Origin of the sequence: Streptomyces sp. NPDC001634 (assembly GCF_040298185.1) — a bacterium.
Classification (GTDB): Bacteria; Actinomycetota; Actinomycetes; order Streptomycetales; family Streptomycetaceae; genus Streptomyces.
Window position 1 is genome coordinate 36,836 of sequence record NZ_JBEOZU010000051.1, and the last position, 23,717, is coordinate 60,552.

Here is a 23,717-nt window from a genome sequence, read left to right on the forward strand (position 1 = left end):
ACATCTAGCATTGGTCTAAACCACCAGGGAAGGGCGGACCGGGAGTTCGGCCGAATCCGACCCGTGCCACCCACGTGTCACCGCAACGCGCTGTACAGGGCGTCGACCAGCGCCATCTTCCTCGGGTCGTCCGCGATGTGCGGGCCCATGCGGTTCATGACGTACCCCAGCGAGACGCCCGCCTCGGGGTCCGCGAGACCGCTGGATCCGCCGAAGCCGTCGTGTCCGAAAGCCCTCGGGTTCGGACCGTACGAACCCTCGGGGCCGCTGAGCCAGAGCCCGAGCCCGATCTCCGTGTCCCTGCCGAGCCCGGCCCCCAGCACCAGGTCACGGCAGCTGCCCTGCCCCTCGCGCACCCGTTCGGCGGCCTCCGGGGACAGTACCTGCCGCCCGTCCCAGGACCCGCCGAGGGCGAAGATCCCGTACAGCGCGGCCACCGCGCGGGCCGTGCCATGGCCGTTGAGCGCCGGGAGTTCGGCCGCCCGCCACTCGTCGCTGTTGGCCTCGGCCGCGCCGACGACCGGGTTGGTCAGCGCGGCCAGCGCCGCGGGCGTCAACTGGGCGAAGATCGCCGCCTGTTCACTGCTGCCCGCGACGGCCGGCTGCACCAGCTCCGCCGCCCGGTCCGCCTCCTTCTCGGGCAGCCCGATGGTGAAGTCGATACCGAGCGGCCCGGTCACCTCCCGCTCCAGGAACGCGCCGGGCAGCAGCCCCGAAACCCGCCGGACCACCTCACCCACCAGGAAGCCGTACGTCAGCGCGTGATACCCGGACCGCGTCCCCGGCTCCCACCAGGGTTCCGTCGCCGCGAGCCGCGCGACGGTCAGCTCCCAGTCGTAGAGCTGCTGCTCCGAGTGCGGCTCCCGCAGCCCCGAGAGGCCGGCGCGATGCGACAGCAGATACCGGACGGGGACCGACTCCTTCCCCGCGGCCGAGAACTCGGGCCAGTACGCGGCCACCGGCGCGTCCAGGTCGAGCAGGCCGCGGTCGGCCAGGATGTGCAGGCACAGGGCCGCCGGGCCCTTGGTCGTGGACCAGACGTTGACCAGGGTGTCGCGCTCCCACGGACGCGTGCGCGCAGCATCGGCCCAGCCGCCCCACAGGTCCACCACCGTCTCGCCGTGCAGCGTGACGGTGACCGCAGCGCCCAGCTCCTCCCGTTCCCGGAAGTTCTCCTCGAAGGCCGCGCGCACGGCCGCGAAACGCGGCTCGCACCGGCCGTCCACCTGTGGCACGTTCTGGGACATGGGTCCTCCGTTCCGTCGCGGGTGTGCCCGGCCGGAAGCCGGGCGTGATGAACGTACCGACTGGTCGGACTGGAGGGAACCCGTCGAACGCACCCGCCGCACCGATCAGGACTCCGTGGCGTCAGACGAAGAACAACGGACCCGTCGGCTCCTGATGGCCGGTTGCGGTGTGCCAGTAGTCCCGTGTCTCCACCGCCAGCCCCTCCTCGTCGAAGCGCACGAAGACGCAGCCGGCGAGGGTCGAGGGCGTGCCGTCCTCCTCGGCCAGCACCCGGAACTCCGCGACCGCCCGCCCCTCGGGGCCGACGAGCGGCTCGGAGAAGCGGACGTCGAGCGTTCGCTCGCCCGCGAACGACCAGCGCAGATATGCGGAGAGTTCGGCCCGCCCCCGGTGCGGCGCGCGGAACGGCATCGACCGGTGGACGCAGTCCCGCGCGTACAGCGCGAGGATCGCCTCCACGTCGTGCGCCGCCCACGCCCGCTCCCACACCCGGACGAACCGGCGCGCCGCCTCGGCGGTGTCCATGGCCCGTCAGAAACGAGCCGGCAGCCAGCGCAGCCTGACCGCCTCCTGGTAGGGGCCGCCGCCTTCGTGGTCGTTGAAGTCGTACACCTCGATCGTCTTGTCCTCGTGCGCCCATGCGTTGAACGCGGCGAAGACCGTCGACGGCGGGCACGTCTGGTCCTCCAGCGCCGCCGAGAACAGCGCGGGCGCCCGGCCGCGCGCCGCGAAGTGCACACCGTCGAAGTACGACAGCGTCCGCAGCACCCGCTCGGTGCGGCCGCGGTGCGTCTTGAGGTAGTTGCCGATCTCCCGGTACGGGTTACGGTCCGTGAGCGTCGTCGCGCGCGGGAAGTCGCACAGGAACGGCACGTCCGGCGCGACCGCCACCAGATCCGGTACGAGACCGCCGACCGCGATCGTGATGCCGCCGCCCTGGCTGGCCCCGACGGCCGCGGTGCGGGCGGCGTCGGTCAGCGGATGCGCACGGGCGGCCTCCACGGCCCGCACCCCGTCCGTGAACAGCCGCCGGTAGTAGTACGTTTCGGGGTCCTCGACGCCGCGCGTCATGAACCCGGGGAACGCCGGTGCACTGCCCACCGGATCCGGCGTGTCACCGCCGCCCCATGCGCTGCCCTGACCCCGCGTGTCCATCACGAAGTGCGCGAAGCCCGCCGAGGCCCACAGCAGGTGCATGTGCGGGAGGGCGCGCCCGCCGCCGTAGCCGATGAACTCCACGACCGTGGGCAGCGGCCCGTCCACGGACACCGGCACGGTCAGCCAGCCCTTCACCGGATGCCCGCCGAACCCCGCGAACGTCACGTCGTACACCTGAACCGTCTTCAGACCCGTCTCGACGGGCTCGAAGCGGGCGTCCAGGGCGTGCGCGCGGGTCTCCTGCAGCGTCTTCGCCCAGAACGCGTCGAAGTCCGCCGGCTCGACGGAGGCGCTGCGGTACTCGTGGAGTTCGTCGAGCGACAGGTCGAACAGGGCCATGGAGGACCACCTTTGACGTCAGGAGTGCGGATGATCACACCGTACGGTGGCCACAGGGGAGCCGCCAGACCTCGATTCCGACCGCCGTGACTCCCGTGACGATGTCGTCACGCTCAGTTAGCATGACGGCGTGGATCTACTGGTGCGGGACGCCGAGCTGCTGGTCGTGGACGGGGAGCGGGAGATCCCGGGCGGCTGGGCCGTGATCGAGGCGGGCCGGATCGTCGACGTGGGTCGGGCCGGGACCGAACCGGGTGCCCGGCGGATCCTCTCCGCGGCGGGGCGGCTCGTGACCCCCGGCCTGATCAACACGCACCACCACATCCACCAGAACCTCACCCGCTCCTACGCCCCCGCTGTGAACGCCTCCCTGTTCGACTGGCTCACCACGCTCTACCCGCTGTGGGCCGCGCTCGACGACGAGGCCGTTTATGTGTCTGCGTACGTCGGCATGGCCGAACTGCTCCTGGGCGGCTGCACCACCTCGTCCGACCACCGCTACGTCCATCCAAGGCCGCGGCTGGTGGACGCGGAGATCCGCGCGGCGCGCGACATCGGCTTCCGGTTCCATGCCACGCGCGGCTCGATGACCCGGTCCGTGGAGGACGGCGGACTGCCTCCGCGGAGCGTCACCCAGACCGAGGACGAGGTCCTCGCCGACAGCGAGCGGCTGATCAAGGCCCACCACGACCCCGCCCCGGGCGCGCTCGTGCGGGTCGCGCTCGCGCCCTGCTCGCCGTTCTCGGTGACCAGGGAGCTGATGAGGGCGACCGCGGAACTCGCCGAGCGGTACGACGTACGCCTGCACACCCATCTCGCCGAGGACCGCGACGAGGACACGTACTGCCTGGAGACCTACGGCTGCCGGCCCGTGGAGTACTTCGAGGACACGGGCTGGATGAGCGACCGCAGCTGGGTCGCGCACTGCATCCATGCAAACGACGCCGAACTCGGCCGGCTCGCCGCCGCGGGCGTCGGCGTGGCGCACTGCCCCAGCTCCAACATGCTCATCGCGGGCGGGACCGCGCCGGTGCGCCGGATGAGGGAGCTGGGAATGCCGGTCGGCATCGGCTGCGACGGATCGGCGTCGACCGACCACGCCTCGCTGTGGCTGGAGGCCCGCACAGCCCTCCTCCTCGGCCGCCACCGGAACGGCCCCGCTGCGATGAGCGCCCGCGACGTCCTCGGTATGGCGACCCATGGCTCGGCCCGTTGCCTGGGCCGGGACGGCGAACTGGGCCACCTGCGGCCCGGGGCCTGCGCCGACCTCGTCGTGTGGGACCTGCCCGAGGTCGCGCTGGCGGGCGCGGTCAGCGATCCCGTCGAGGCCTGGCTGCGCTGCGGCCCCGCCCGCGCCTGGACCACCGTTGTCGGCGGCCGGATCCTGGTCGACCGTGGCGAACCCACCCTGCCCGCGCTCACCGACACGCTGCGGGAGCACCGCCGGATCGCGCGGCGTGTCCAGGGCATCGTGTGAGGGGGCGCCTCGCGTTGTCCACGGCATCGTGTGAGGGGGGGCGGAGCCTGACGAGTCCGCACGCCAGGGGGCTCCGGCGGAGCAAGCGCGGGCCCCGACGGCTGTTCACCGCCGGGGCCCGCTCAACTCCGCGTGGAACTCCCTGCGTCACGCAGTCCTGCGCCCCCACTCAGGCCCCGTGCGGGCCCACTCCGCCTCCCACTCCGCCATGCGGTGCCGCTCGGCCACCCGCCTGAACACGGCGCGGGCCAGGAGGACGGCCCCCGCCGCGCCGCCCGCGGCCCACACTCCGGCCGTCAGCGTGTGCTGCCACACCGCGGCGTCGCTCGGCGGAGGGGCGACGCCGTGGCCCTTGGCGTCCAGCCACACCTCCGCCGGGTCGCCGCGCCGCGAGCCCGCCTGCACCTGGGCGAGCGTGGTCCGGGGGGCCTTGCCGGGCTCGGTCAGACGCACCTTCACCTGGTACAGGGGCTGCTTCCCGCCCTGCGCCGAGGGCACGGCGGCCGGGGCGTCCTCGACCAGCACCGCGGGCACCTGATGGCGCTGGGCGCGCTGGGTCACCTGCGTCGCGTGCGCGTTGCCGTACGCCCACCAGCCCACGGCCGTGCCGGCCAGCGGCGCTCCGAAGCACAGCAGAACGGCGACGATCACCGTCGTCCACGCCTCGATGACATCCGATCGACGGCGCAGCGGATTGCGTCGCCAGCGCCAGCCGCGCACCCGGGTTCGCATCACGACCTCCTTGCCGCCGCGTCCCGCTGTGGCGGGGCCCGGCCGCACCCCCGCCCGGGCAGGTCCGCCGCACCTGGCGTACCGCGCCCGTATGCGGGCGTCCACCGCGGACCCGGCGTCGACTCCGCGCCCGCACGACCGGTCCGAGCCCCGCGTCGCCCACGTACAAGTGTGTACGCGGCACGGGATGCTTCCGACACGGAACGGCTTTTTATGGCAATTCTCCTCCTGGGCGAGGTTCCCGGCCATATGGCCGGCTACCCGAGAACGGCCCTTACCGCAACCCGGGACCGGCCTTGCCGGCTGTCCGGAGCCCGGTCAGCCGAAGCGTTCGATCCGGATGCGGTCCACCGGCTGCCCGGCCTGGACGAGCAGCCGCGAGGCGTGCTCCGCGAACCCGTTGGAGCCGCACACATAGGCCTCCCACCCACCGGGAGGCGCCCCGGCCAGGAGCGGCGCCACATGGGCCGCCGACATACGGCCCACGGGCACCCCCTCGGGCGCGGTACGCGTGAAGACGGGCGTGGTCTCGGCGCCGTACTCGTCCGCGTAGATCAGCTCCCGCGGCCCGCGGGCCGACACCAGCAGTCGCAGCGGGACGTCCAGACGGCGCGTCCGGTGGTGGCGCACCATCGACATCAGCGGGACGACCCCGGAGCCGGCGCCGATCAGCAGCGCGGGCCGGTCGCCGGGCCAGGCGAAGAAACCGCTCAGCGGCCCCCGCACCTCCACCTCGTCCCAGGGCCTGGCCACTGTGTGGAACCAGCCGGAGACCTCACCGCCCTCGACGTGATCCAGGGTCAGCTCGATATGACCGGAGTCGTCGGGCGCCGACGCGATCGAATAGTGGCGCTGCGCCACATAGCCGTCCTGTGCGGTCAGCCGCAGCATCAGGTGCTGGCCGGGCAGATGTCCCGCCCAGCCGGGCACCGCGAACCGGAACGTCGCCGCGTGCGGTGTCTCCCGGCGGATCCCGGTCAGTGTCGCGGTCTGCCAGACGGCGGCTGCGCGGTTGCTCACGGATATCCGCCCGGGCACGGCGAAGCGCGTGGGCGGAACGAAGGGGCTGGGCGTCATGGTCGTCTCAGTCACCGGAGTACCGCTGTTCCTCCCACGGGTTGCCCCGCGCGTGATACCCGTTCTGCTCCCAGAACCCCGGCTCGTCGTGGTCGAGGATCCTCAGTCCCGCGATCCATTTGGCGCTCTTCCAGAAGTACAGGTGCGGCACGGTCAGCCGCGCGGGACCCCCGTGCTCGGCCGGCAGCGGTTTCCCGTCGTACTCGAAGGCGATCCACGCGCGCCCGCCGATGAGGTCGGCGAGCGGGAGGTTCGTGGTGTACCCGGTGTGGGAGTAGGCGACGGCGTGCGTGGCCGTCGCCCCGGGCCGCACGAGGTCGAGGAACACATCCAGGGACACGCCCCCGAACCGCACGCCGAACTTCGACCAGCCGGTCACGCAGTGGATGTCGCCCTCGTACGCCGACGCCTGCAGCACGTGCGCCTCTTCCCAGCCCCAGGTGCGCGGCTCGGCCACCAGACCGTCGATCCTGAGCGACCACTCCGTGACCGTGAGCTCGGGTGTGACCTCGGCGGACAGGACGGGCCAGTCGTCGCCCGCGTCGTACTGCCCGGGCGGCAGCCCGGGGTCGGGGACGCGCGAGCGCCCCGTGAAGCCTCGGGTGACGTTCATGGCGGCTGGTGCCTCCAGGCAGTCCGGACGGGACCGCCGGTCGAGCGTGATCAATGCGTACGCAGTCAACCGTACGTGCCCGCCGAGCGTGCTCCCGCCCCTGCCCGACCTCGATCATTGCGGGTGTATGAACTCTCCGGCGGCCCGGGAATAGCCGTCCCGTGATCTTCCTTGCCGTCCAGTGGCCGGCACGCGTGGCTCCTGCGACGGGTCGTCCGGCGACAGCGAAGGAGAGTGAGGCAGGACATGCCCAAGGCGTACGCATACACGCAGTACGGCGGCCCGGAGACCGAGGCCCTCATCGACGTGGAGCGGCCGAGCCCCGGCCCCGGACAGGTTCTCGTCGCGGTGCGCGCGGCGGGCGTGAACCCCATCGACTGGAAGCTGCGCTCGGGCTTCCGGCGCCCCGGCGAGTCCGGCTCGCCCGTCTTCCCCGTGGTGTTCGGGAGCGAGGCCGCCGGAGTCGTCGAGGAGGTCGGCGAGGGCGTGACCGGCTTCGCCGTCGGGGACGCGGTCTTCGGCAACACGGTGGCCGGCGGATACGCCGAGTACGCGCTGCTGCCCGCGACGGTGACCGCGCGGGTGCCGGACGGGCTGTCCTTCACGGACGCCGCCGTCCTGCCGGTCGCCGCGGCCACCGCGTACGACGGGATCCGCCAGCTCGACCTGCCCGCCGGCGCGACCCTGCTGGTCACCGGAGCCGGCGGGGGAGTCGGGGTCGCCGCCGTGCAGATCGCCCGCGCGTTCGGGCTGCGCGTCATCGGCACGGCGAGCGACGGCAAGAAGGACTTCGTCGAGCACCTCGGTGCCCTGCACGTCCCCTCGGGCCCCGACCTGGCCACGCGGGTGCGGGCGGCCGCCCCGGACGGCGTCGACGGCGTCTTCGACCTCGTCGGCGGTGACGTACTGGAAGAAGCGGCGACACTGCTCACCGACCGCTCCGAGCTGATCACCGCCGGGGCGCCGCCCCAGGACGTCGAGCGGCTGGGCGGGGCGCGCGTCGTGCGGGCCCGTACCTCCGCCGTGCTCGACGAGGTCGCGGGCATGGTCGAGCGCGGCGACCTGGGCCCCCACATCACGCAGATCTTCCCGTTGGACCGGGCCGGGGAGGCCCTCCGCACCGTCGAGGACGGCCACGCCCGCGGCAAGGTCGTGATCGAGGTCGGCGTATGAGCACCGAACGGCACGTCCTCGACAACCCCGCGCTCGCCTCGCTGACCGGCCCGCACGCCCACTTCGCCGAGCGCCGCGGCCGTGTGCTGCGCTATCCCCTGGACGTGTCGCCGTGGGTGGGCCTGCCCGACGACCCCGGTGCCGACGACTGGGCCGACCTCGCGGCGCTCGCGGGCCCGGGCGCCGAGGCTCCGCTGCCCGGGTTCCGGGGCGAGGTGCCGGAGGGCTGGGAGATCACCTTCGCCGTCGACGGTGTGCAGCTCGTCGACGACGGGATCGCCGCCGCGCCCGACCCCGAGGCCGTCGTGCTCACCCCGGCCGACGTGCCCGAGATGCTGGACCTGGTGGAACGCACCCAGCCCGGCCCGTTTCTGCCGCGCACCATCGAACTGGGCGCCTACCTGGGCATCCGCCGGGGCGGCGCCCTGGTCGCCATGGCGGGCGAGCGGCTGCACCCGCCGGGCTGGACCGAGATCAGCGCCGTGTGCACCGACCCGGACTTCCGCGGTCAGGGGCTGGCCACCCGGCTCGTCCTGGCCGTGGCGCACGGTATCCGGGAGCGCGGTGAGACCCCGTTCCTGCACACCGGCGCGGGCAACACCGATGCGATCCGGCTCTACGAGTCCCTGGGCTTCCGGCTGCGCCGCGCCACCAAGTTCCTGTCGGCACGGGTTCCGGAGCACTCGGCGGACGGCCAGGCTGTGGGGATCTGATCAGCCGGCGGCCGTGCCGGGCGGCCTGACGGGCGTGACGGCCGCCGCCGCGTTGTACCGCGTCAGATACGCCGCGAAGCGTTCCAGGTCTTCCTCCGGCCAGCCGGCGAGCCGCTCCCGGAACGCTTCGCGGCGGCTCTCGGTGACCTGGGCGAGGATGCGTGTGCCCGCGTCGGTCAGGTGCAGCAGCTGGACCCGGTGGTCGTCCGGATCGACTCGCCGCTCGATCAGCCCGGCCCGCTCCAGCGAGGCCACCTGCCGGCTGACCGTGGACTTGTCCAGCGCGTAGTGCGCGGCCAGGTCGGTCGCGCGGCAGCCGCCGCTCTCCTCCAGATGCCCGAGCAGTGTGTAGGAGACCAGGGACAGCTCGGGATGCATGCGTCCGGCCGAGGCGCGGGCGCGCCGGGCGAACGTCGTCAACTCACGGTGAATGGTCTCGACGGCAGCGGCGGCCCCGGGCGACGCGGCGGCGTCGTACTCCGTGACCGCGGTCCCGCCGGACCGCTCGGCTGCCTTCACGGGACCTCCTCGCGCTTCTCGTTGTACGGTACAACTTAAAGGGCGGGTCGATGGGGCAGACCGGTGCCGCCAGGACGTCGGTCTGCGGGTCCCCTGCTAAGGTGACCGTCCCGGCCGCCGATCCCCCCAGCCGGCTGTGGCCGAGGAGGTGAGCCCCATTTCTGCTGTGTCGCTCGGGTGCTCTCACCTCAGGACAGCGCGGCTCACCGACGGCTGGTGACCGCGAGGGCGCCCTTCGGTCAACCGGAAGGCTTCTCGGCTCCATGCCACCACTGTCGCGTTCCAGCGTCGTCTCCGCGCTTCGTTCCGCCGGCTGCGTCTTCGCCGAGGACGAGGCGGAGTTGATCCTCTCCACCGCCCGTACGCCCGACGAGGTCACCGCCATGGTCGACCGGCGTGCCGCGGGCCTGCCCCTCGAACACGTCCTGGGCTGGGCCGAGTTCCACGGGCTGCGCCTCGCCGTGGAACCGGGCGTGTTCGTGCCCCGCCGCCGTACCGAGTTCCTCGTCGACCAGGCCCTCGCTCAGGGGCGGAACGCCTCCCTCGTCGTGGACCTGTGCTGCGGCTCGGGCGCGGTCGGCGCGGCCCTCGCCGCGGCGCTCGACGGGGCCGCGCTGCACGCGGCCGACATCGATCCGGCCGCCGTGCGCTGTGCCCGCCGAAACCTCGCCGCCCATGGCGGCCGGGTCCATGAGGGCGACCTGTTCGACGCCCTCCCGGACGACCTGCGCCGGCGAGTCGACATCCTGGTCGCCAACGTGCCCTACGTCCCCACGGACCAGGTTGCGCTGCTGCCGTCCGAAGCCCGTGACCACGAGCCCCTGGTGGCCCTGGACGGGGGCTCGGACGGCCTGGACGTCCTGCGCCGGGTCACCGCCGAGGCGCATCGGTGGCTCGCCCCGGGCGGCTGTCTGCTCGTCGAGACGAGTGAACGCCAAGTCCCGTCCGCTGTCGAGGCGTTCACCCGCGGCGGCCTCGATGTCCGGGTCGCCGTCTCGGATGAGCTCTACGCCAACGTGCTGATAGGCACCCGGCGATAGGCCCTGTCGTCACACTCCCGTCTGCCCCGCGACGCCATGCGGGGCTGACCAAGCTCACACCCTCCCGATTGTGCAACTAGTTGCAATAGGGAGCCGTCGTCGTCTACAACGGACGCACGACACGCCGTACGGAGGGCCTGATGAGCCGCTACCCGCATCTGCTGACCCCGCTCGACCTGGGCTTCACCACCCTGCCCAACCGTGTGCTCATGGGCTCGATGCACGTGGGCCTTGAGGAGGCCGAGCGAGGCTTCGAGCGCATGGCCGCCTTCTACGCCGCCCGGGCACGCGGGGGAGTGGGGCTCATCGTCACCGGCGGCATCGCGCCCAACGAGGCCGGACGCCCGTACGAGGGGGGCGCCAAGCTCACCACAGAGGCGGAGGCCGAGCAGCACTCCGTCATCACCGGGGCCGTGCACCGCGAGGGCGGGCGGATCGCGATGCAGATCCTCCACTTCGGCCGGTACGCCTACCACCAGGACCTCGTCGCGCCCAGCGCCCTTCAGGCCCCGATCAGCCCGTTCGTCCCGCATGCGCTCACCGGTGACGAGGTCGAGCAGACCATCGACGACTACGCGCGCGCCGCCCGCCTCGCCCGGCAGGCCGGGTACGACGGTGTCGAGATCATGGGCTCCGAGGGCTACCTCATCAACGAGTTCATCGCGGCGCAGACCAACCGGCGCGAGGACGGCTGGGGCGGCTCGTACGAGAACCGGATGCGCTTCCCCGTCGAGGTCGTCCGCCGTGTCCGTGAGGCGGTCGGTGAGGACTTCATCATCATCTACCGGCTGTCCATGCTCGACCTCGTCCCCGGCGGCTCCTCCCTCGACGAGGTCATCACGCTCGCCAAGGCGGTCGAGGCCGCCGGCGCGACCATCATCAACACCGGCATCGGCTGGCACGAGGCCCGCATCCCGACCATCGCCACCTCCGTGCCGCGCGGCGCGTACACATGGGTGACCAAGAAGGTCATGGGTGCCGTCTCGGTTCCGCTCGTGACGACCAACCGCATCAACACCCCTGAACTGGCCGAGGAGTTGCTCGCCGAGGGGTACGCCGACATGGTGTCCCTGGCCCGGCCCATGCTCGCCGACCCCGACTTCGTCGCCAAGGCCGCGGACGGGCGGCCGGAAGCCATCAACACCTGCATCGGCTGCAACCAGGCCTGCCTCGACCACACCTTCAGCGGGAAGATCACCTCCTGCCTGGTCAACCCGCGAGCCTGCCACGAGACCGAGCTGGTGCTGTCCCCGACCCGGTTGCGCAAGCGCGTCGCCGTGGTCGGCGCCGGTCCCGCCGGGCTCGCCTGCGCCGTCTCCGCGGCCGAGCGCGGGCACGAGGTCACCCTGTACGACGCGGCCGGTGAGATCGGCGGCCAGCTGAACGTCGCCCGCAAGGTCCCCGGCAAGCAGGAGTTCGACGAGACGCTCCGTTACTTCCGCAACCGGCTCGAACAGCACGGCGTGGATGTCCGGCTGAACACTCCTGTCGCCGCCGCGGACCTCGCCGGCCACGACGAGATCGTCGTCGCGACCGGTGTCACCCCGCGCACCCCGGAGATTCCCGGCAGCGACCACCCCAAGGTCCTCGGCTACCTCGATGTGCTGCGCGACGGTGCGCCCGTCGGTGACCGCGTCGCCATCCTGGGCGCCGGCGGCATCGGCTTCGACGTCGCGGAATACCTCACCGACGGCGGCGACAAGGCGAGCGAGGACCCGGCGACGTACTTCCGCAACTGGGGTGTCGACATGGACTACCGCGCCCCGGGCGGCCTCGCCGCTCCCGCGCGTCCTGCCCCGCCGCGCACCGTCCACCTCCTCCAGCGCAAGACCTCCAAGGTCGGCGCCGGGCTGGGCAAGACCACCGGCTGGATCCACCGCACCGAGCTGAAGCACCGGGGCGTCACCATGGTCCCGGGCGTGAGCTACGACCGGATCGACGACGCCGGGCTGCACATCACCGTGGACGGTGCGAGCCAGGTCCTGGAGGTCGACACGATCGTCCTGTGCACCGGGCAGGAACCGCGCCGCGACCTGTACGAGGAGCTGGTGGCCGCGGGCCGGGCGCCGCACCTCATCGGCGGCGCCGACGTGGCGGCCGAGTTGGACGCCAAGCGGGCGATCAAGCAGGGCACGGAGCTGGCGGCGGCCCTGTAGGTCCTGTCGTCGGACGCCGCCGGGCCCGCCCTCCGGGCGGACGGCGGGAGTCTGACGACAGGACCCAGGAGCCGTACGCCGCCTCCCTAGGATGGGTCCATGTCACTCCCGCACGCGATTCTGACCGCCCTGCTGGAGAGGCCGTCGTCGGGACTCGAACTGACCCGTCGGTTCGACAGGTCGATCGGCTACTTCTGGTCGGCGACCCACCAGCAGATCTATCGCGAACTGGGACGGCTCGAGAGCGACGGCCTGATCCGCGCCCTGCCCGCCGAGCAGCCCGTCCGCGGGCAGAAGAAGGCGTACGAGGTCCTGCCCGCGGGCCGCGCCGAACTCGCCCGCTGGACGGCCGCGTCCCAGGACCCGAAGCCGGCGCGCGACGTGCTGCTGCTGCGTCTGCGCGCCTCGGCCGTGGTCGGCACCGAGGGCATCGAGGCCGACCTGCGCCGTCATCTGGACCTGCATCAGCGGCAGTTGGACGAGTACAAGGAGATCGAGAAACGCGACTTCGGGCCCGGCAGGGACTCTGTGCAGGACCGCCTTCAGCACCTCGTACTGCGGGCGGGCATCGACCTTGAGTCCTTCTGGACCCAGTGGCTGACCCACGCCCTGGAGGAGTTCGGAAAGCTGCCCGAGCACGAGTAGCCGCCCCCGCGGCCCGGTCGTCCGTCGACCCTCCTGAGGCCGGCTGGACCGACTGCCTCCCGGCGGGCCTGCATGGCGTGGGCACATCAAAATGGGGCGGTGTTCGCCGCGGAGCGCCCGGGCTACGTATGCTGGTGCGCGACGCGGCGTGAACTCGCTTGTCATCCAGGGCAGTTCGTGCCGACGGCGCGGTCCGCTGTCGTCGCTGATCCCGCGCCGGCGAGCGCGGTCGGGTGGCCCGGGGCGGTTCGGCCCGGCCACCCGACCGCCCCATGCGCCTGTGCTCCGTCCGGACGCCTCGAAGTGGACGGACGTCGAAGAGTGGCACCACGGTGGGTGAGTGATCATCACTGTCCCCGAGGAGAGGGTCCCTCATCGTGCTCGTCCAGTCGCTGAAGCTGGCCGCGGCCGGCGCCGCCCTGCTCGTCCCCGCCGCGCTTCCCGCCGCCGCCCGCCCGCACCGGCCCTCGACGGCCCTTGAAGGCATCGTCCGCGCCGCCGACCTGCTGGCGAAGGTGCGCACATGCACCCAGGTGTCGCACGCCCGCTACCGCAGCGACCAGGGCGCCCCCGCCGTCATCCCCGTCTGCGGCAAGCGCGGAGCCGTGTTCTGGAAGGCCGACATGGACATCGACTGCGACGGACGCCCCGGCACCCTGTGCAACGCGCGGACCGACCCGTACTTCTCCGCCACCACCGCCTACCTGCAGTCCGACGGGAGGTATCTGAGCGCCGAGACCCTGCCGTACATCGTGGTGCCCGGCGCAAGCACCATCTGGGACCACCGTGAGTACGGTGTCCGCGGCGGCTCCCTCGCCGCGGTGATCTACCAGGGCCGCGTCCAGTACGCGGTCGTCGGCGACATAGGTCCGAAAGAGGTCATCGGCGAGGCCTCCTACGCCACCGCCAAGGCCCTCGGCATCCGCCCCGATCCGCGCACCGGCGGAGCGGACTCCGGGGTGACGTACATCGTCTTCCGGAACTCCCGCGTGTCGCCGATCGAGGACCACCGTGCGGCGGTGACCCTGGGGGAGAGCCTGGCGCGCACGTTCCTGCGGGAGAACTGATGCCACGGGAGACCTGGACTCCCGGAGCAGGAGAGGGGACTCCTGAAGGGGAGCCACTGCCGCTCCACGGCGGCAGCGGCTCCTGTGGAACGCGCTCACTCCTTGCGGTACGAGTACGCCTCCGTGGCCGCTGCCTCCACCCCCGCCAGGTCCGCGCCCGCCGAGGCCGTGACCACCGCGGCGACCGCGCCCTCGACGAACGGGGCGTCGACCAGCCGGGTGTTCTCCGGGAGCTCGTCGCCCTCCGCGAGCAGCGCCTTCACGGTGAGGACCGCACTGCCCAGGTCCATGAGCACGGCGACCCCCGCGCCCCGGTCCACTTCGGCGGCCGCATCGCAGACCAGCTCCGGACTGGTGCCGAGCCCGCCGTCGAGCGTGCCGCCCGCCGCGGCGACGGGCGCGATCGTGCCGCCGCCCGCCAGGCCCTTTGCCAGTTCGGCGACGGACTGCGCGACCGCCGCGCTGTGCGACACGAGCACGATGCCGACCAGCTTCTGCGCGCTGTCACTCACCGGCGGCCTCCACGAGCGCGGCGATCAGCAGGGCGGAGGACGTGGCCCCGGGGTCCTGGTGTCCGATGCTGCGCTCCCCCAGATAGCTCGCCCGGCCCTTACGGGCCTGCAACGGCGTCGTGGCGACGGCACCCTTCTCGGCGGCGGCGCCCGCCGCCTCGAACGAGGTGGCGAGCGCGTCCACCGCGGGCACCAGGGCGTCGACCATGGTCTTGTCGCCGGGCGTTGCCCCGCCGAGCGCCATGACCGCGTCCACGCCCGTCCGCAGCGCGTCCGTCAGCTGCTCCTCGGTGACCTCCGAGGCATCACCGAGGGTCTTGCCGGTGCGGCGCAACAGCGTTCCGTACAGCGGACCGGACGCACCGCCGACCGTCGAGATCAGCTGCCGGCCCGCCAACTGGAGAACCGCGCCGGGCGTGTCCGGCGCCTCCTTCTCCAGCGCGGCCGTGACCGCGCGGAAGCCGCGCTGCAGATTGCTGCCGTGGTCCGCGTCGCCGATCGGCGAGTCGAGCGCGGTGAGCCGCTCCGCCTCACGGTCGACGGACACGGCGGTCGCCGTCATCCAACGGCGGAAGAAGTCGGCGTCAAGCACTGAATCTCCTTGCGTGGTACGGACGTTGACCTCACTCACCTGCCCCAGCGCAGCCCCGGCGTGCGCACCGGCGCGTCCCACAGCCGCAGCAGTTCCTCGTCGACCTGGCACAGGGTGACCGAGGCGCCGGCCATGTCGAGGGAGGTGACGTAGTTTCCGACGAGAGTGCGGGCCACGGCGACGCCGCGCTCCGTCAGCACCCGCTGCACCTCTGCGTTGTAGCCGTACAGCTCCAGGAGCGGGGTGGCGCCCATCCCGTTGACCAGGACCAGCACAGGATTGCGCGGCTCCAGGTCGTCCAGGATGGCGTGCACCGAGAAGTCGGCGATCTCGCGGGAGGTCATCATCGCGCGGCGCTCGCGCCCCGGCTCGCCGTGAATGCCGACGCCCAACTCCAGCTCGCCCGGCGGGAGGTCGAAGGTGGGCGTGCCCTTCGCGGGCGTGGTGCAGGCGGTGAGGGCGACACCGAAGCTGCGGGAGTTCTCGTTGATCTGCCGGGCGATGGACTCCACGCGCTCCAGCGGCTGCCCCTCTTCCGCCGCCGCCCCGGCGATCTTCTCCACGAACAGCGTGGCGCCGGTGCCGCGCCGGCCCGCCGTGTAGAGGCTGTCGGTGACCGCCACGTCGTCGTTGACCAGGACTTTCGCGATCTGGATGCCCTCGTCCTCGGCGAGCTCGGCCGCCATGTCGAAGTTCAGCACGTCACCGGTGTAGTTCTTCACGATGAACAACACGCCCGCGCCGCTGTCCACCGCCGCCGCCGCGCGCACCATCTGGTCGGGCACGGGAGACGTGAACACCTCGCCGGGACAGGCGGCCGACAGCATGCCAGGGCCGACGAACCCGCCGTGCAGCGGCTCGTGCCCCGAGCCACCGCCGGAGACGAGGGCGACCTGTCCGGCGACCGGGGCGTCACGCCGTACGATCACCCGGTTCTCCACGTCGACGGTCAGCTCGGGATGCGCGGCCGCCATGCCCCGCAACGCGTCCGCGACCACCGATTCCGGGACGTTGATCAACATCTTCACGGGTACCTCCTGGTAAGCCTGCAAAGTGGCCCCCGACCTGTATCTTCCCTGGTCGGGGCGGGTGAGTTCAGTTTTTGATCTCGGCGATCGGCGATCGGCGGTCGGTGGAGGCGGAGTCCGGCGCGTCCGATGCCGACCGGTAGCTGACTTCGCTGACGGGTCGTCAGGCCTGGGTGTGATGCGGATGAGTGGTGTCGGCGGTCCACTGTCGGAAGTATCCGCGCTGACGAGGCGATGGTCACGTGTGTTGACATTCCTCGGTGCGTACGAGTCGCACGTTCGCTCGGTCGGGCCGCCGGGGAGGGTGAAAAGCATGACACGGTTCGTCTGGTGAAGCAGACTTCACTGATCGGGTGACTTGGGTGCATGATGACCGCGCTGATATGAGCCGTCGCCGGCCGCGGCGCCACCACGCCCGCGACAGGCAAGGGACTCGTTCCCGTGCACGGACTCACTGCGGAGTGGCGGTCCTGTGAGGAGTCATCGATGAGCACAAGCGAGTTTCCGGAGGCCACGACCACGACGGGCGCGGTGCGCGGTCGTCGTGAGGACGGCCTGGCGGTCTTCCGTGGCATCCCGTTCGCGCAGCCTCCGGTGGGCGAGCTCCGCTTCGCGGCACCGCGACCGGCGGACCGCTGGGACGGCGTACGGGAGGCGTTCGCGTTCGGGCCGCCTCCCCCGCAGGAGGCGATGGGCACCGAAGCCGCTCCGCCCGGCAGCCTCCCGGCCGGCGACGACTGGCTGACCGTCAACGTGTGGACGCCCGAGCCCGATCCGGCATCCCGACGGCCGGTGATGGTCTGGATCTACGGCGGCGCCTACAAATACGGCTCTGCCGACGATCCCGCCTACAACGGCAGCCGCCTCGCCCATGACGGCGAGCTCGTCGTCGTCACCCTCAACTACCGGGTCGGCATCGAAGGGTTCGCCCGGATCGAGGGTGCCCCGCCGAACCGGGGGCTGCTCGACCAGGTCGCGGCCCTGGAGTGGGTGCGCGAGAACATCACCGCCTTCGGCGGCGACCCCGATCAGGTCACCGTCTTCGGCGAATCGGCGGGTGCCGGGTCCATCGCCGCCCTGATGACCATGCCGAGGACGCGGGGCCTGTTCCGGCGGGCCATCGCTCAGAGCGTGCCGGGCACGTACTTCTCGGACGCACTGGCCGGGGACATCGCCGAGGCCCTGGCCGGCGAGGTGGGGCTGCGTCCCACCACGACCGACCTCTCCGGCGTGGATCCGCGCAAGCTGCCCGAGGCGGGGTCCGCGGTGAGCGCCCGGATGCGTCAGTACGTGGAACGATGGGGCGCCGTCGCCCTCACCCCGACCCCGTACTCGCCCGTGGTCGACGGCGATGTCCTGCCGACCACGCCGTGGGAGGCCCTGGCCGGCGGCGCCGCACGGGACGTGGAGCTGATCGCAGGGCACAACCGCGACGAGTTCCGCCTCTTCGTCATGCTCGGCGGGCTGCTCGGCCGGGTGGACGAAGGCCTGGCGGCGTCGGCTCTGCGGCTGTTCGGGCCGGCTCAGGACGCCGAGCAGGCCTACCGCGCCGCGTTCCCGGAAGCCTCCGCGGAGTACCTGTTCGAACTCGTACAGTCCGACTGGCTGTTCCGTATGCCCTCGCTGCACCTGGCCGAGGCGCAGGTGGCCGGCGGCGGCCGGGCGCACATGTACGAGCTCACCTGGTCCGCCCCCGCCAATGGCGGAGTCCTGGGCGCCTGCCACGGCCTGGACGTACCCCTGACCTTCGGTGCGTACGACGGCCTCGGCGGCATGCTGGTAGGGCCGACGCCCTCGCCCGAGACCGAGGCGCTCTCCGCCCGGATCCGCTCCGCCTGGACCGCCTTCGCCACCACGGGTGATCCGGGCTGGCCCGCCTACGACATCGAACGCCGTCTCGTCCGCATCCTCGACACCGAGCCCACGGTCGCCGCCTACCCCGAGGAGGCCTCCCGGGGCCTGTGGCGGCACCACACATTTGCTGCCCTGCCTCTGGTGACGGCGTAACCGCCGCTCACCCGTGAGCTGCAGGACCTGTGCGGCCCGCGCCGCGGGCGCGACTGAGTGGCCGCGCCCGCAGAAGGGGCTCAGTCACCGATCGCGCTGGTGATGAGTGCACGCAGCTGCGCCTCCACAAGGTCGAGGGGCTCGATGCTGCGCTTGGCGCGGCACATGGCCACGGTCCCCTCGACGGCGGCGACCACGAGCGTGGCCAGTTGCGCGGCCAGTTCCGGGTCGGCGCCGTGTTCACGCAGGGAACCGGTCAGCAGGGACTCCCAGGTGCCGAACACCTCGGCGGCGGCCAGCAGGGCGTCGGGGGTCTCGTCGGCGGGCGGCTCCTCGATGGAGACCGCGAGGACGGGGCAGCCGGCGCGGAAGTCGCTGTCGACGACGATCCCGCGCCACAGGGCGAGGAAGGCGCTCAGTCCTGCGACCGGGCCCGCCCGGAGTTCCTCGCGCAGGCCCCGGGCGACCCATTCGCCGGTGTAGCGGACCGCCTCGGTGGCCAGCTGCTGCTTGCCCTCGGGGAAGTAGTGATAGGTCGAGCCGAGGGGTGCCTTGGCGTGTTTGGCCAGCTCCCGGATGCTCGTGGCGTTGAGCCCCCGTCGGCTGATCATGTCGGCAGCACCGGCCACGATGCGCTCGCGGGACGGTGTGCTGGGCTTGGCCAATTGCGTGCTCCCCTCTGGATATAACGCTCGTCATAGTCTAGCGTGACCTCCGCTTATAACGACTGTCATAGAGTCAGTCGTCGAAGTCGGGAGGAGACCCCACGCCATGCCGATGATCAGGCTCACCGCACCGGCCGGATCGCTGACCGAGGAGGGCCGCAAGAGCGTCCAGCGCGACCTGGCCGCCGTACTGCTGCGCTGGGAGGGCGCCCCGGACACCGCCTTCTTCCGCGCCCAGGCCTGGAGCTGTCTGGTGGAGCTCCCCGAGGGGGCGCAGACCACCGCCGAGAACGACGCACCGCGCTTCCTCGTCGACGTCACGGTCCCGCAGGGTGCCCTGTCGGAGCGGCGCAAGGCGGGGCTGGTCGAGGAGGCGACCACGACCGTGCTCCGGGCCGCCGGACTCTCCCAGGACGACGCGCTGCGCGTGTGGGTGCTGGTGCACGAGCAGCCCGACGGAACCTGGGGCGCGGGCGGCTCCGTCATCCGCTTCGCCGACCTCGTCGCCCTTGCCGGAAAGGACAAGGGGCAGCAGGCCGATGCGTGAACTGACCTACGTCGCCCGGCACTCGGTCGAGTGGCGCGAGGCACCGGAGCCGAAACTCACGTCCGACCAGGAGGCGACCGTCGCCCCGGTGGCCGCCACCCCCTGCGACGTGGACTCGGCGATCCTGGCCGGGCATGGCTTCATCGACCCACCGTTCGCCATCGGACACGAGTGCGTCGCCCGGGTCGTCGAGGTCGGTGACGTCGTGAGCGGCGTGACCCCCGGCGACCTGGTCGTGGTGCCCTGGTCGATCAACTGCGGCACATGCGGACGCTGCCGTACCGGGCTGACCGCGCACTGCACCACTGTCCCGCACATGGCGATGTACGGCGCGCCCATCGGCGGCAGTTGGGGCGGTCTCTTCTCCGATCTGGTGCGGGTGCCGTGGGCGGACGCCATGCTGGTGCCGTTGCCCTCCGGCCTCGACCCCGTCGCCATGGCATCGGCCAGTGACAACTGGTCCCTGTCCTGGCGGCTGGTCGCCCCGCACCTGAGGAACCGGCCCGGGGCCCGGGTGCTGGTCGTCGCACGCGGCAGCATCGGGCTGTACGTGTGCGACATCGCCCGTGCACTGGGTGCCTCCGAGGTGCTGTACGTCGACCCCGAACCTGAACGCCGCAAGGTCGCGGAGGGCTTCGGCGCCCGCACCGCCGAGGCGATCGAGCCCGTCCGCCACGGCTTCGACCTGGCGGTGGAGGCCACCGGCCGGGTCGACCAGCTCGCCCTCGCCGTCAAGTCCCTTGCCCCGGAGGGCGTCTGCGAGTCCGCGGGCAACCACTTCCGGCCCGGCGAGTTGCCCCTGCTGGACATGTACCTCACCGGTGTCACCCTGCGCGTCGCACGCGACAACGTACGGGCCCATATCCCCGACGCCCTCGACCTGGCCCGCTCCGGTCAGGTCGACCCCGCGCGGGTCGTCTCGCACGTCATCGACTGGGAGCAACTCCCCGATGCGCTGCCGGAGCGGCATCTCAAACCGGTCTTCGTACGCCCCGGCACTCCTTTGTGAACGGCCGGCCGCGTCACCGTGGTGTGCACGTCAGCCGGAAGCCGGTGAAGTCGGCGGTGAACGCGGCGTCGACGAGGTCGTGGGCGTGGATGCCGGCGAACGCGCCCGTGAAGCGCAGCCGGGAGCCGTAGTCGTCGGACAGACGGCTGAAGTCGAGCGGCGGACCGACCGGCGTGCGCGCTCCGTCCCGGACGAACCAGAACTGCGCATCGGCACCGTCGACGCTCACGCCCAGCGTGACCGGATCCGCAGCCTCGACGTCGACGAGGGCGACCTGCCGGGCACCCTGCTCGTCGCGCTCCAGCAGACGGAGCACGGTTCGGCCTGCACCCTTCCACTGCTGGCCGCGCTGCGGCTCGCCCTTGGGTTCGGCCCAGGTCACATCGAGCGCGAGGTAGGACGCGGTGTTGTACCGGAGCACCAGGCCGGCGGCCTCGGTGAACGTGCGTGGCGTGGCCTCCACCGTGACCTCGGCCTCCGCACGGTGCTCCGTGATGCGCTGGGCGAGCAGGCTCTGCTCCCACAGGGACTCGGGGCCCTGCCGGCCGCGCAGCCGGATCCAGCCGGGCCGGCTGCCGGTGTCGGCCCAGGACGGGTCCGGGTGTCCGCGCAGGGTGCTCCAAGGCCAGGAAAGCCCGTCGATCCGCGGGGCGGGGGACAGCGGGCCGGGACGCGTGGGTACCTCGACCTCGGCCGCCGGGTGCCACCCCCCGTGGCGCAGCCGGGGCCGGCCGTCCGCGTCCCAGGTCACGGCCTGGATCGCCGTTTCGCGGCCGAGGGTGCAGCGGAGTCCGTCGGGGGTCCGCAGCGGGCGGGCCACCAGATGGCTCATGAACCACTCGCCGTCCGGCGTCTCGACCAGTTCCGCGTGCCCGGCCTTCTGCAACGGCACCGAAGGATCGTCCCGGCTCGTCAGCAGGGGCGTGCCGTCGAGCTCGTACGGACCCGTGATCGTCCGGCTGCGCGCCACCCGGACGCCGTGCTCGAATCCGGTGCCCCCCTCGGCGAGCACCAGGTAGTACCAACCCTCCCGCCGCAGCAACTTGGGCCCCTCGATGAGCCGTTCGTGCTGCAGCAGCAGATGTGTGCCGCCGAGCGGGGCGAGGCTGTCGCGGTCCAGCTCGGTCACGACGATCCCGGCGAAGCGCTCCCCTCCGGGACGGTGATCGCTCTGCATGTTGAGCAGCCACAGCCGTCCCTCGTCGTGGAAGAGTGCGGGGTCGAAGCCGTGGCTCGCGACCCGGCGCGGGGCCGCCCACTTTCCGTCCGCTTCGGTGGCCGTGGTGACGTATGTGTCCAGATCGAAGTACGGCGTGCCGATGGAGCGCACGATCGAATAGACCATCCAGAACCGTTCGCCGTCCCAGCTCAGCGACGGCGCCCAGATGCCGCCCGAGTCGGGGACTCCGGCCAGTGAGTCGCCGGGGACCGCGCCGCGCACATGACCCGCGTACTCCCAGTGCGCCAGATCGCGGGATCGGTGGATCGGGATCGTCGGAAACCATTCGAACGAACTGGTGGCCACGTAGTACCAGTCGCCGGACCGCACCAGCGAGGGATCCGGGGCGAAACCGCGGATGACGGGGTTGCGCAGCACGGTCACTTGAGGGCTCCCAGCGTCACACCGGTCCGCCAGTAGCGGCGCATCGCCACCATCATGATCGCCATCGGCACGATGGACAGCACCGCGCCCGTCAGCACGAGGCTGGTCAGATCGACGCCGGATTCCAGACGGTTGCCGGACCAGTTGTACAGGCCGAGGCTGAGGGTCCAGTTCTGCTCACCGCGCAGCACGGTCAGCGGCAGGAAGAACGCGTTCCAGGTGTTGACGAAGGCGAGCAGGAACACGGTGGCGCCGCCCGTGGTCATCATCCGCAGCACGATACTGAAGAAGATCCGAAGCTCACCGGCGCCGTCCAGGCGGGCCGCCTCCAGGAGTTCGTACGGAATCGTCGCCTCGGTGTACACCTTGGCGAGGTACACGCTGAACGGGTTGATCAGACACGGGACGAGCATCGCCCACGGCGTGTCGACCAGCCCGATCGCCGAGAACAGCAGGTACAGCGGGAGGGTGAGCAGGGCGATCGGGATCAGGAACGAACCCACCACGCACGCGAACACCACGTTGCGTCCGGGGAAGTCGAAGCGGGCCAGGCCGTAGCCCGTCGCCAGGGCGATGAGCGTGCCGCCCAGGGAGCCGGCACCCGCGTACAGGAACGAGTTGGCGGTCCAGCGCAGAAAGATGCCGTCGTGGTACGTGAACAGCTGATGCAGGTTGTCCCACAGGTGCCAGCCCGAGAACCACAGTCCGTTCGTCTGGTACAGCCCGGCCCGGTCCTTGGTGGCGGCGACGATCAGCCACCACACCGGGAAAAGGCTGTACACGCCGGCCAGGACCAGACCGATCAGAAGGAAGCGCTGACCGCCGCGGCTGCGCGAGGCGCGATCGGGGCGGGCCAGCCGCCTGACGGCGCGCGCCGGGGGCCGCTCTGTGCCCGACTCGGTCATCAGCATCAGTCGGCCTCCCCCGAGGTCAGCCGGTAGAAGAGGAAGGAGGCCATGCCGAGGATGAGGGCGAGCAGCACCGACAGGGCAGCGGCGTAGTGGTAGTTGCCGGCGTTGAACGCCTGGTTGTAGATGATCATGATCGGGGTGAAGCTGTCGCTGACCGTCTGGGGGGTGACGTTCCGGAACAGTGAGGGCTCGTTGAAGATCTGCAGCATCTGGATGATCGAGAGCAGACCGGTCAGCACCAGCGCCCCGCGCACATGCGGGACCTTGATACTGCGCGCGATACGGATCTCGGAGGCTCCGTCGATCCGCGCGGCCTCGAACAACTCGCGCGGTACGCCCTGCAGTGCCGAGTAGATGATCACCATGTTGTAGCCGATGCCGTGCCAGGTCAGCAGATTGCCGATGGACGGCCAGACCATCGACGGTGCGAAGAAGTTCCAGTCGAAGCCGAAGAACCTGCCGAGCGGTGTCAGCGGGCCCACGTCCGGGCTGTAGAGGTTGACCCACACGATCGCCGCGACCACTCCGGGGATCATGTACGGGACCAGCAGGAAGATCCGGAACCGGCCGGCCGCTCGGGAGGCGATCGCGTCCAGGAACAGCGCCAGCACCAGGCTGATCAGCAGCATCACCGGGATCTGCACACAGGCGAACAGCACCACCCTGAGGACGGCGTTCATGAACGCCGAGTCGGTCAGGCCTTGCCGGTAGTTGTCCAGGCCGACGAACTCCCTGGTGGCGCCGCCGAGTCCGAGCCCGGACTGCTTCTCCAGGTACAGCGACTCGTAGACGGCGTAACCGATCGGGAGCAGGTACAGGAAGACGAAGCCGAGCTGGAAGGGCACCGTGAAGGCGGCGCCCTTCCAGCGCTGGGAGCGGATCATCG

General features: G+C 71.6%; 24 protein-coding genes. 10 read left to right on the forward strand and 14 right to left on the reverse strand.

The genetic code is table 11. The features are described from left to right. Positions 1–77 precede the first annotated feature (77 nt). The 3 genes from ABT186_RS29380 to ABT186_RS29390 form a co-directional block, all read right to left on the reverse strand. Complete coding sequence (locus ABT186_RS29380; RefSeq protein WP_351229347.1) at positions 78–1,247, reverse strand: serine hydrolase domain-containing protein; 1,170 nt, start codon at positions 1,245–1,247, stop codon at positions 78–80. A 121-nt stretch (positions 1,248–1,368) separates the two neighbouring features. Continuing rightward, entirely contained in the window at positions 1,369–1,773 is a 405-nt protein-coding gene (locus tag ABT186_RS29385; RefSeq protein WP_351927591.1) for a nuclear transport factor 2 family protein, read from the reverse strand. Positions 1,774–1,779: 6 nt separating this feature from the next. Beyond that, positions 1,780–2,745 carry an acetylxylan esterase gene (locus ABT186_RS29390; RefSeq protein ID WP_351229351.1) on the reverse strand — a complete coding sequence of 322 codons (966 nt, stop codon included), beginning with the start codon at positions 2,743–2,745 and terminating at the stop codon, positions 1,780–1,782. 130 nt (positions 2,746–2,875) lie between these two features. Here ABT186_RS29390 and ABT186_RS29395 point away from each other — a divergent pair, with 130 nt between their 5' ends. Next, positions 2,876–4,222, forward strand: coding sequence for an 8-oxoguanine deaminase (locus ABT186_RS29395; RefSeq protein WP_351927593.1), 1,347 nt, complete (start codon positions 2,876–2,878; stop codon positions 4,220–4,222). A gap of 147 nt (positions 4,223–4,369) precedes the next feature. Here the strand turns inward: ABT186_RS29395 and ABT186_RS29400 are convergent, their stop codons facing one another. The 3 genes from ABT186_RS29400 to ABT186_RS29410 all read right to left on the reverse strand — a co-directional run bounded on the left by ABT186_RS29400 (position 4,370) and on the right by ABT186_RS29410 (position 6,644). After that, on the reverse strand, positions 4,370–4,954 hold the full coding sequence (locus tag ABT186_RS29400; protein WP_351927595.1) for an Rv1733c family protein: 585 nt from the start codon (positions 4,952–4,954) through the stop codon (positions 4,370–4,372). Between the two features lie 318 nt (positions 4,955–5,272). Further along, entirely contained in the window at positions 5,273–6,031 is a 759-nt protein-coding gene (locus ABT186_RS29405; RefSeq protein ID WP_351927621.1) for a ferredoxin reductase, read from the reverse strand. Between the two features lie 7 nt (positions 6,032–6,038). Further along, complete coding sequence (locus tag ABT186_RS29410; protein WP_351927597.1) at positions 6,039–6,644, reverse strand: sulfite oxidase-like oxidoreductase; 606 nt, start codon at positions 6,642–6,644, stop codon at positions 6,039–6,041. 246 nt (positions 6,645–6,890) lie between these two features. Here ABT186_RS29410 and ABT186_RS29415 point away from each other — a divergent pair, with 246 nt between their 5' ends. Continuing rightward, positions 6,891–7,817 (forward strand): NADP-dependent oxidoreductase, encoded by a 927-nt coding sequence (locus ABT186_RS29415; RefSeq protein ID WP_351236215.1) that lies wholly within the window; start codon positions 6,891–6,893, stop codon positions 7,815–7,817. Continuing rightward, on the forward strand, positions 7,814–8,530 hold the full coding sequence (locus ABT186_RS29420; protein ID WP_351927599.1) for a GNAT family N-acetyltransferase: 717 nt from the start codon (positions 7,814–7,816) through the stop codon (positions 8,528–8,530). The genes ABT186_RS29415 and ABT186_RS29420 overlap by 4 nt, the downstream gene beginning before the upstream one ends. Here the strand turns inward: ABT186_RS29420 and ABT186_RS29425 are convergent, their stop codons facing one another. Then, on the reverse strand, positions 8,531–8,962 hold the full coding sequence (locus ABT186_RS29425) for a MarR family winged helix-turn-helix transcriptional regulator (protein WP_351927623.1): 432 nt from the start codon (positions 8,960–8,962) through the stop codon (positions 8,531–8,533). It lies immediately after the preceding gene. Between the two features lie 350 nt (positions 8,963–9,312). On the opposite strand from ABT186_RS29425, the gene ABT186_RS29430 reads away from it, so the two are divergent. From ABT186_RS29430 to ABT186_RS29445, 4 genes are all read left to right on the forward strand, one after another. Next, entirely contained in the window at positions 9,313–10,089 is a 777-nt protein-coding gene (locus tag ABT186_RS29430; protein WP_351927601.1) for a putative protein N(5)-glutamine methyltransferase, read from the forward strand. A gap of 140 nt (positions 10,090–10,229) precedes the next feature. Further along, a complete protein-coding gene (locus ABT186_RS29435) occupies positions 10,230–12,245 on the forward strand; it encodes an oxidoreductase (RefSeq protein ID WP_351236220.1) in 2,016 nt (671 codons plus the stop codon). 99 nt (positions 12,246–12,344) lie between these two features. After that, positions 12,345–12,890, forward strand: a complete 546-nt coding sequence (locus tag ABT186_RS29440; protein ID WP_351236222.1) for a PadR family transcriptional regulator — start codon at positions 12,345–12,347, stop codon at positions 12,888–12,890. Positions 12,891–13,267: 377 nt separating this feature from the next. Continuing rightward, positions 13,268–13,957, forward strand: a complete 690-nt coding sequence (locus ABT186_RS29445) for a glycoside hydrolase family 75 protein (RefSeq protein WP_351236224.1) — start codon at positions 13,268–13,270, stop codon at positions 13,955–13,957. A gap of 95 nt (positions 13,958–14,052) precedes the next feature. Here ABT186_RS29445 and ABT186_RS29450 read toward each other — a convergent pair whose 3' ends face one another. The 3 genes from ABT186_RS29450 to dhaK are packed head-to-tail and all read right to left on the reverse strand — an operon-like array spanning position 14,053 to position 16,089. Then, positions 14,053–14,469, reverse strand: coding sequence for a PTS-dependent dihydroxyacetone kinase phosphotransferase subunit DhaM (locus ABT186_RS29450; protein ID WP_351236226.1), 417 nt, complete (start codon positions 14,467–14,469; stop codon positions 14,053–14,055). Next, positions 14,462–15,061 (reverse strand): dihydroxyacetone kinase subunit DhaL, encoded by a 600-nt coding sequence (gene dhaL / locus ABT186_RS29455; protein WP_351236228.1) that lies wholly within the window; start codon positions 15,059–15,061, stop codon positions 14,462–14,464. The genes ABT186_RS29450 and dhaL overlap by 8 nt, the downstream gene beginning before the upstream one ends. 35 nt (positions 15,062–15,096) lie before the next feature. Then, positions 15,097–16,089: a dihydroxyacetone kinase subunit DhaK gene (dhaK, locus tag ABT186_RS29460; protein ID WP_351927603.1), complete on the reverse strand. Its 993-nt coding sequence runs from the start codon at positions 16,087–16,089 to the stop codon at positions 15,097–15,099. Positions 16,090–16,575: 486 nt separating this feature from the next. On the opposite strand from dhaK, the gene ABT186_RS29465 reads away from it, so the two are divergent. Continuing rightward, a complete protein-coding gene (locus ABT186_RS29465; RefSeq protein ID WP_351927605.1) occupies positions 16,576–18,096 on the forward strand; it encodes a carboxylesterase/lipase family protein in 1,521 nt (506 codons plus the stop codon). A gap of 80 nt (positions 18,097–18,176) precedes the next feature. Here the strand turns inward: ABT186_RS29465 and ABT186_RS29470 are convergent, their stop codons facing one another. Continuing rightward, on the reverse strand, positions 18,177–18,761 hold the full coding sequence (locus ABT186_RS29470) for a TetR/AcrR family transcriptional regulator (protein WP_351235885.1): 585 nt from the start codon (positions 18,759–18,761) through the stop codon (positions 18,177–18,179). 106 nt (positions 18,762–18,867) lie between these two features. Between ABT186_RS29470 and ABT186_RS29475 the strand changes: the two genes are divergently transcribed. Then, the gene (locus tag ABT186_RS29475; protein WP_351235883.1) at positions 18,868–19,308 is read left to right on the forward strand and encodes a tautomerase family protein; all 441 of its coding nucleotides are present in this window, start codon (positions 18,868–18,870) and stop codon (positions 19,306–19,308) included. Then, complete coding sequence (locus ABT186_RS29480) at positions 19,301–20,317, forward strand: zinc-dependent alcohol dehydrogenase (RefSeq protein WP_351927607.1); 1,017 nt, start codon at positions 19,301–19,303, stop codon at positions 20,315–20,317. Before ABT186_RS29475 ends, ABT186_RS29480 begins: the two co-directional genes overlap by 8 nt. 13 nt (positions 20,318–20,330) lie before the next feature. Here the strand turns inward: ABT186_RS29480 and ABT186_RS29485 are convergent, their stop codons facing one another. Genes ABT186_RS29485 through ABT186_RS29495 form a run of 3 tightly spaced genes read right to left on the reverse strand, consistent with a single transcriptional unit; the run spans position 20,331 to position 23,715 of the window. Further along, positions 20,331–21,920, reverse strand: a complete 1,590-nt coding sequence (locus ABT186_RS29485) for a glycoside hydrolase family 43 protein (RefSeq protein ID WP_351927609.1) — start codon at positions 21,918–21,920, stop codon at positions 20,331–20,333. After that, the gene (locus ABT186_RS29490) at positions 21,917–22,831 is read right to left on the reverse strand and encodes a carbohydrate ABC transporter permease (protein WP_351235877.1); all 915 of its coding nucleotides are present in this window, start codon (positions 22,829–22,831) and stop codon (positions 21,917–21,919) included. Before ABT186_RS29490 ends, ABT186_RS29485 begins: the two co-directional genes overlap by 4 nt. Further along, positions 22,831–23,715: a carbohydrate ABC transporter permease gene (locus tag ABT186_RS29495; RefSeq protein WP_351927611.1), complete on the reverse strand. Its 885-nt coding sequence runs from the start codon at positions 23,713–23,715 to the stop codon at positions 22,831–22,833. Before ABT186_RS29495 ends, ABT186_RS29490 begins: the two co-directional genes overlap by 1 nt. Between the last annotated feature and the right edge of the window lie 2 nt (positions 23,716–23,717).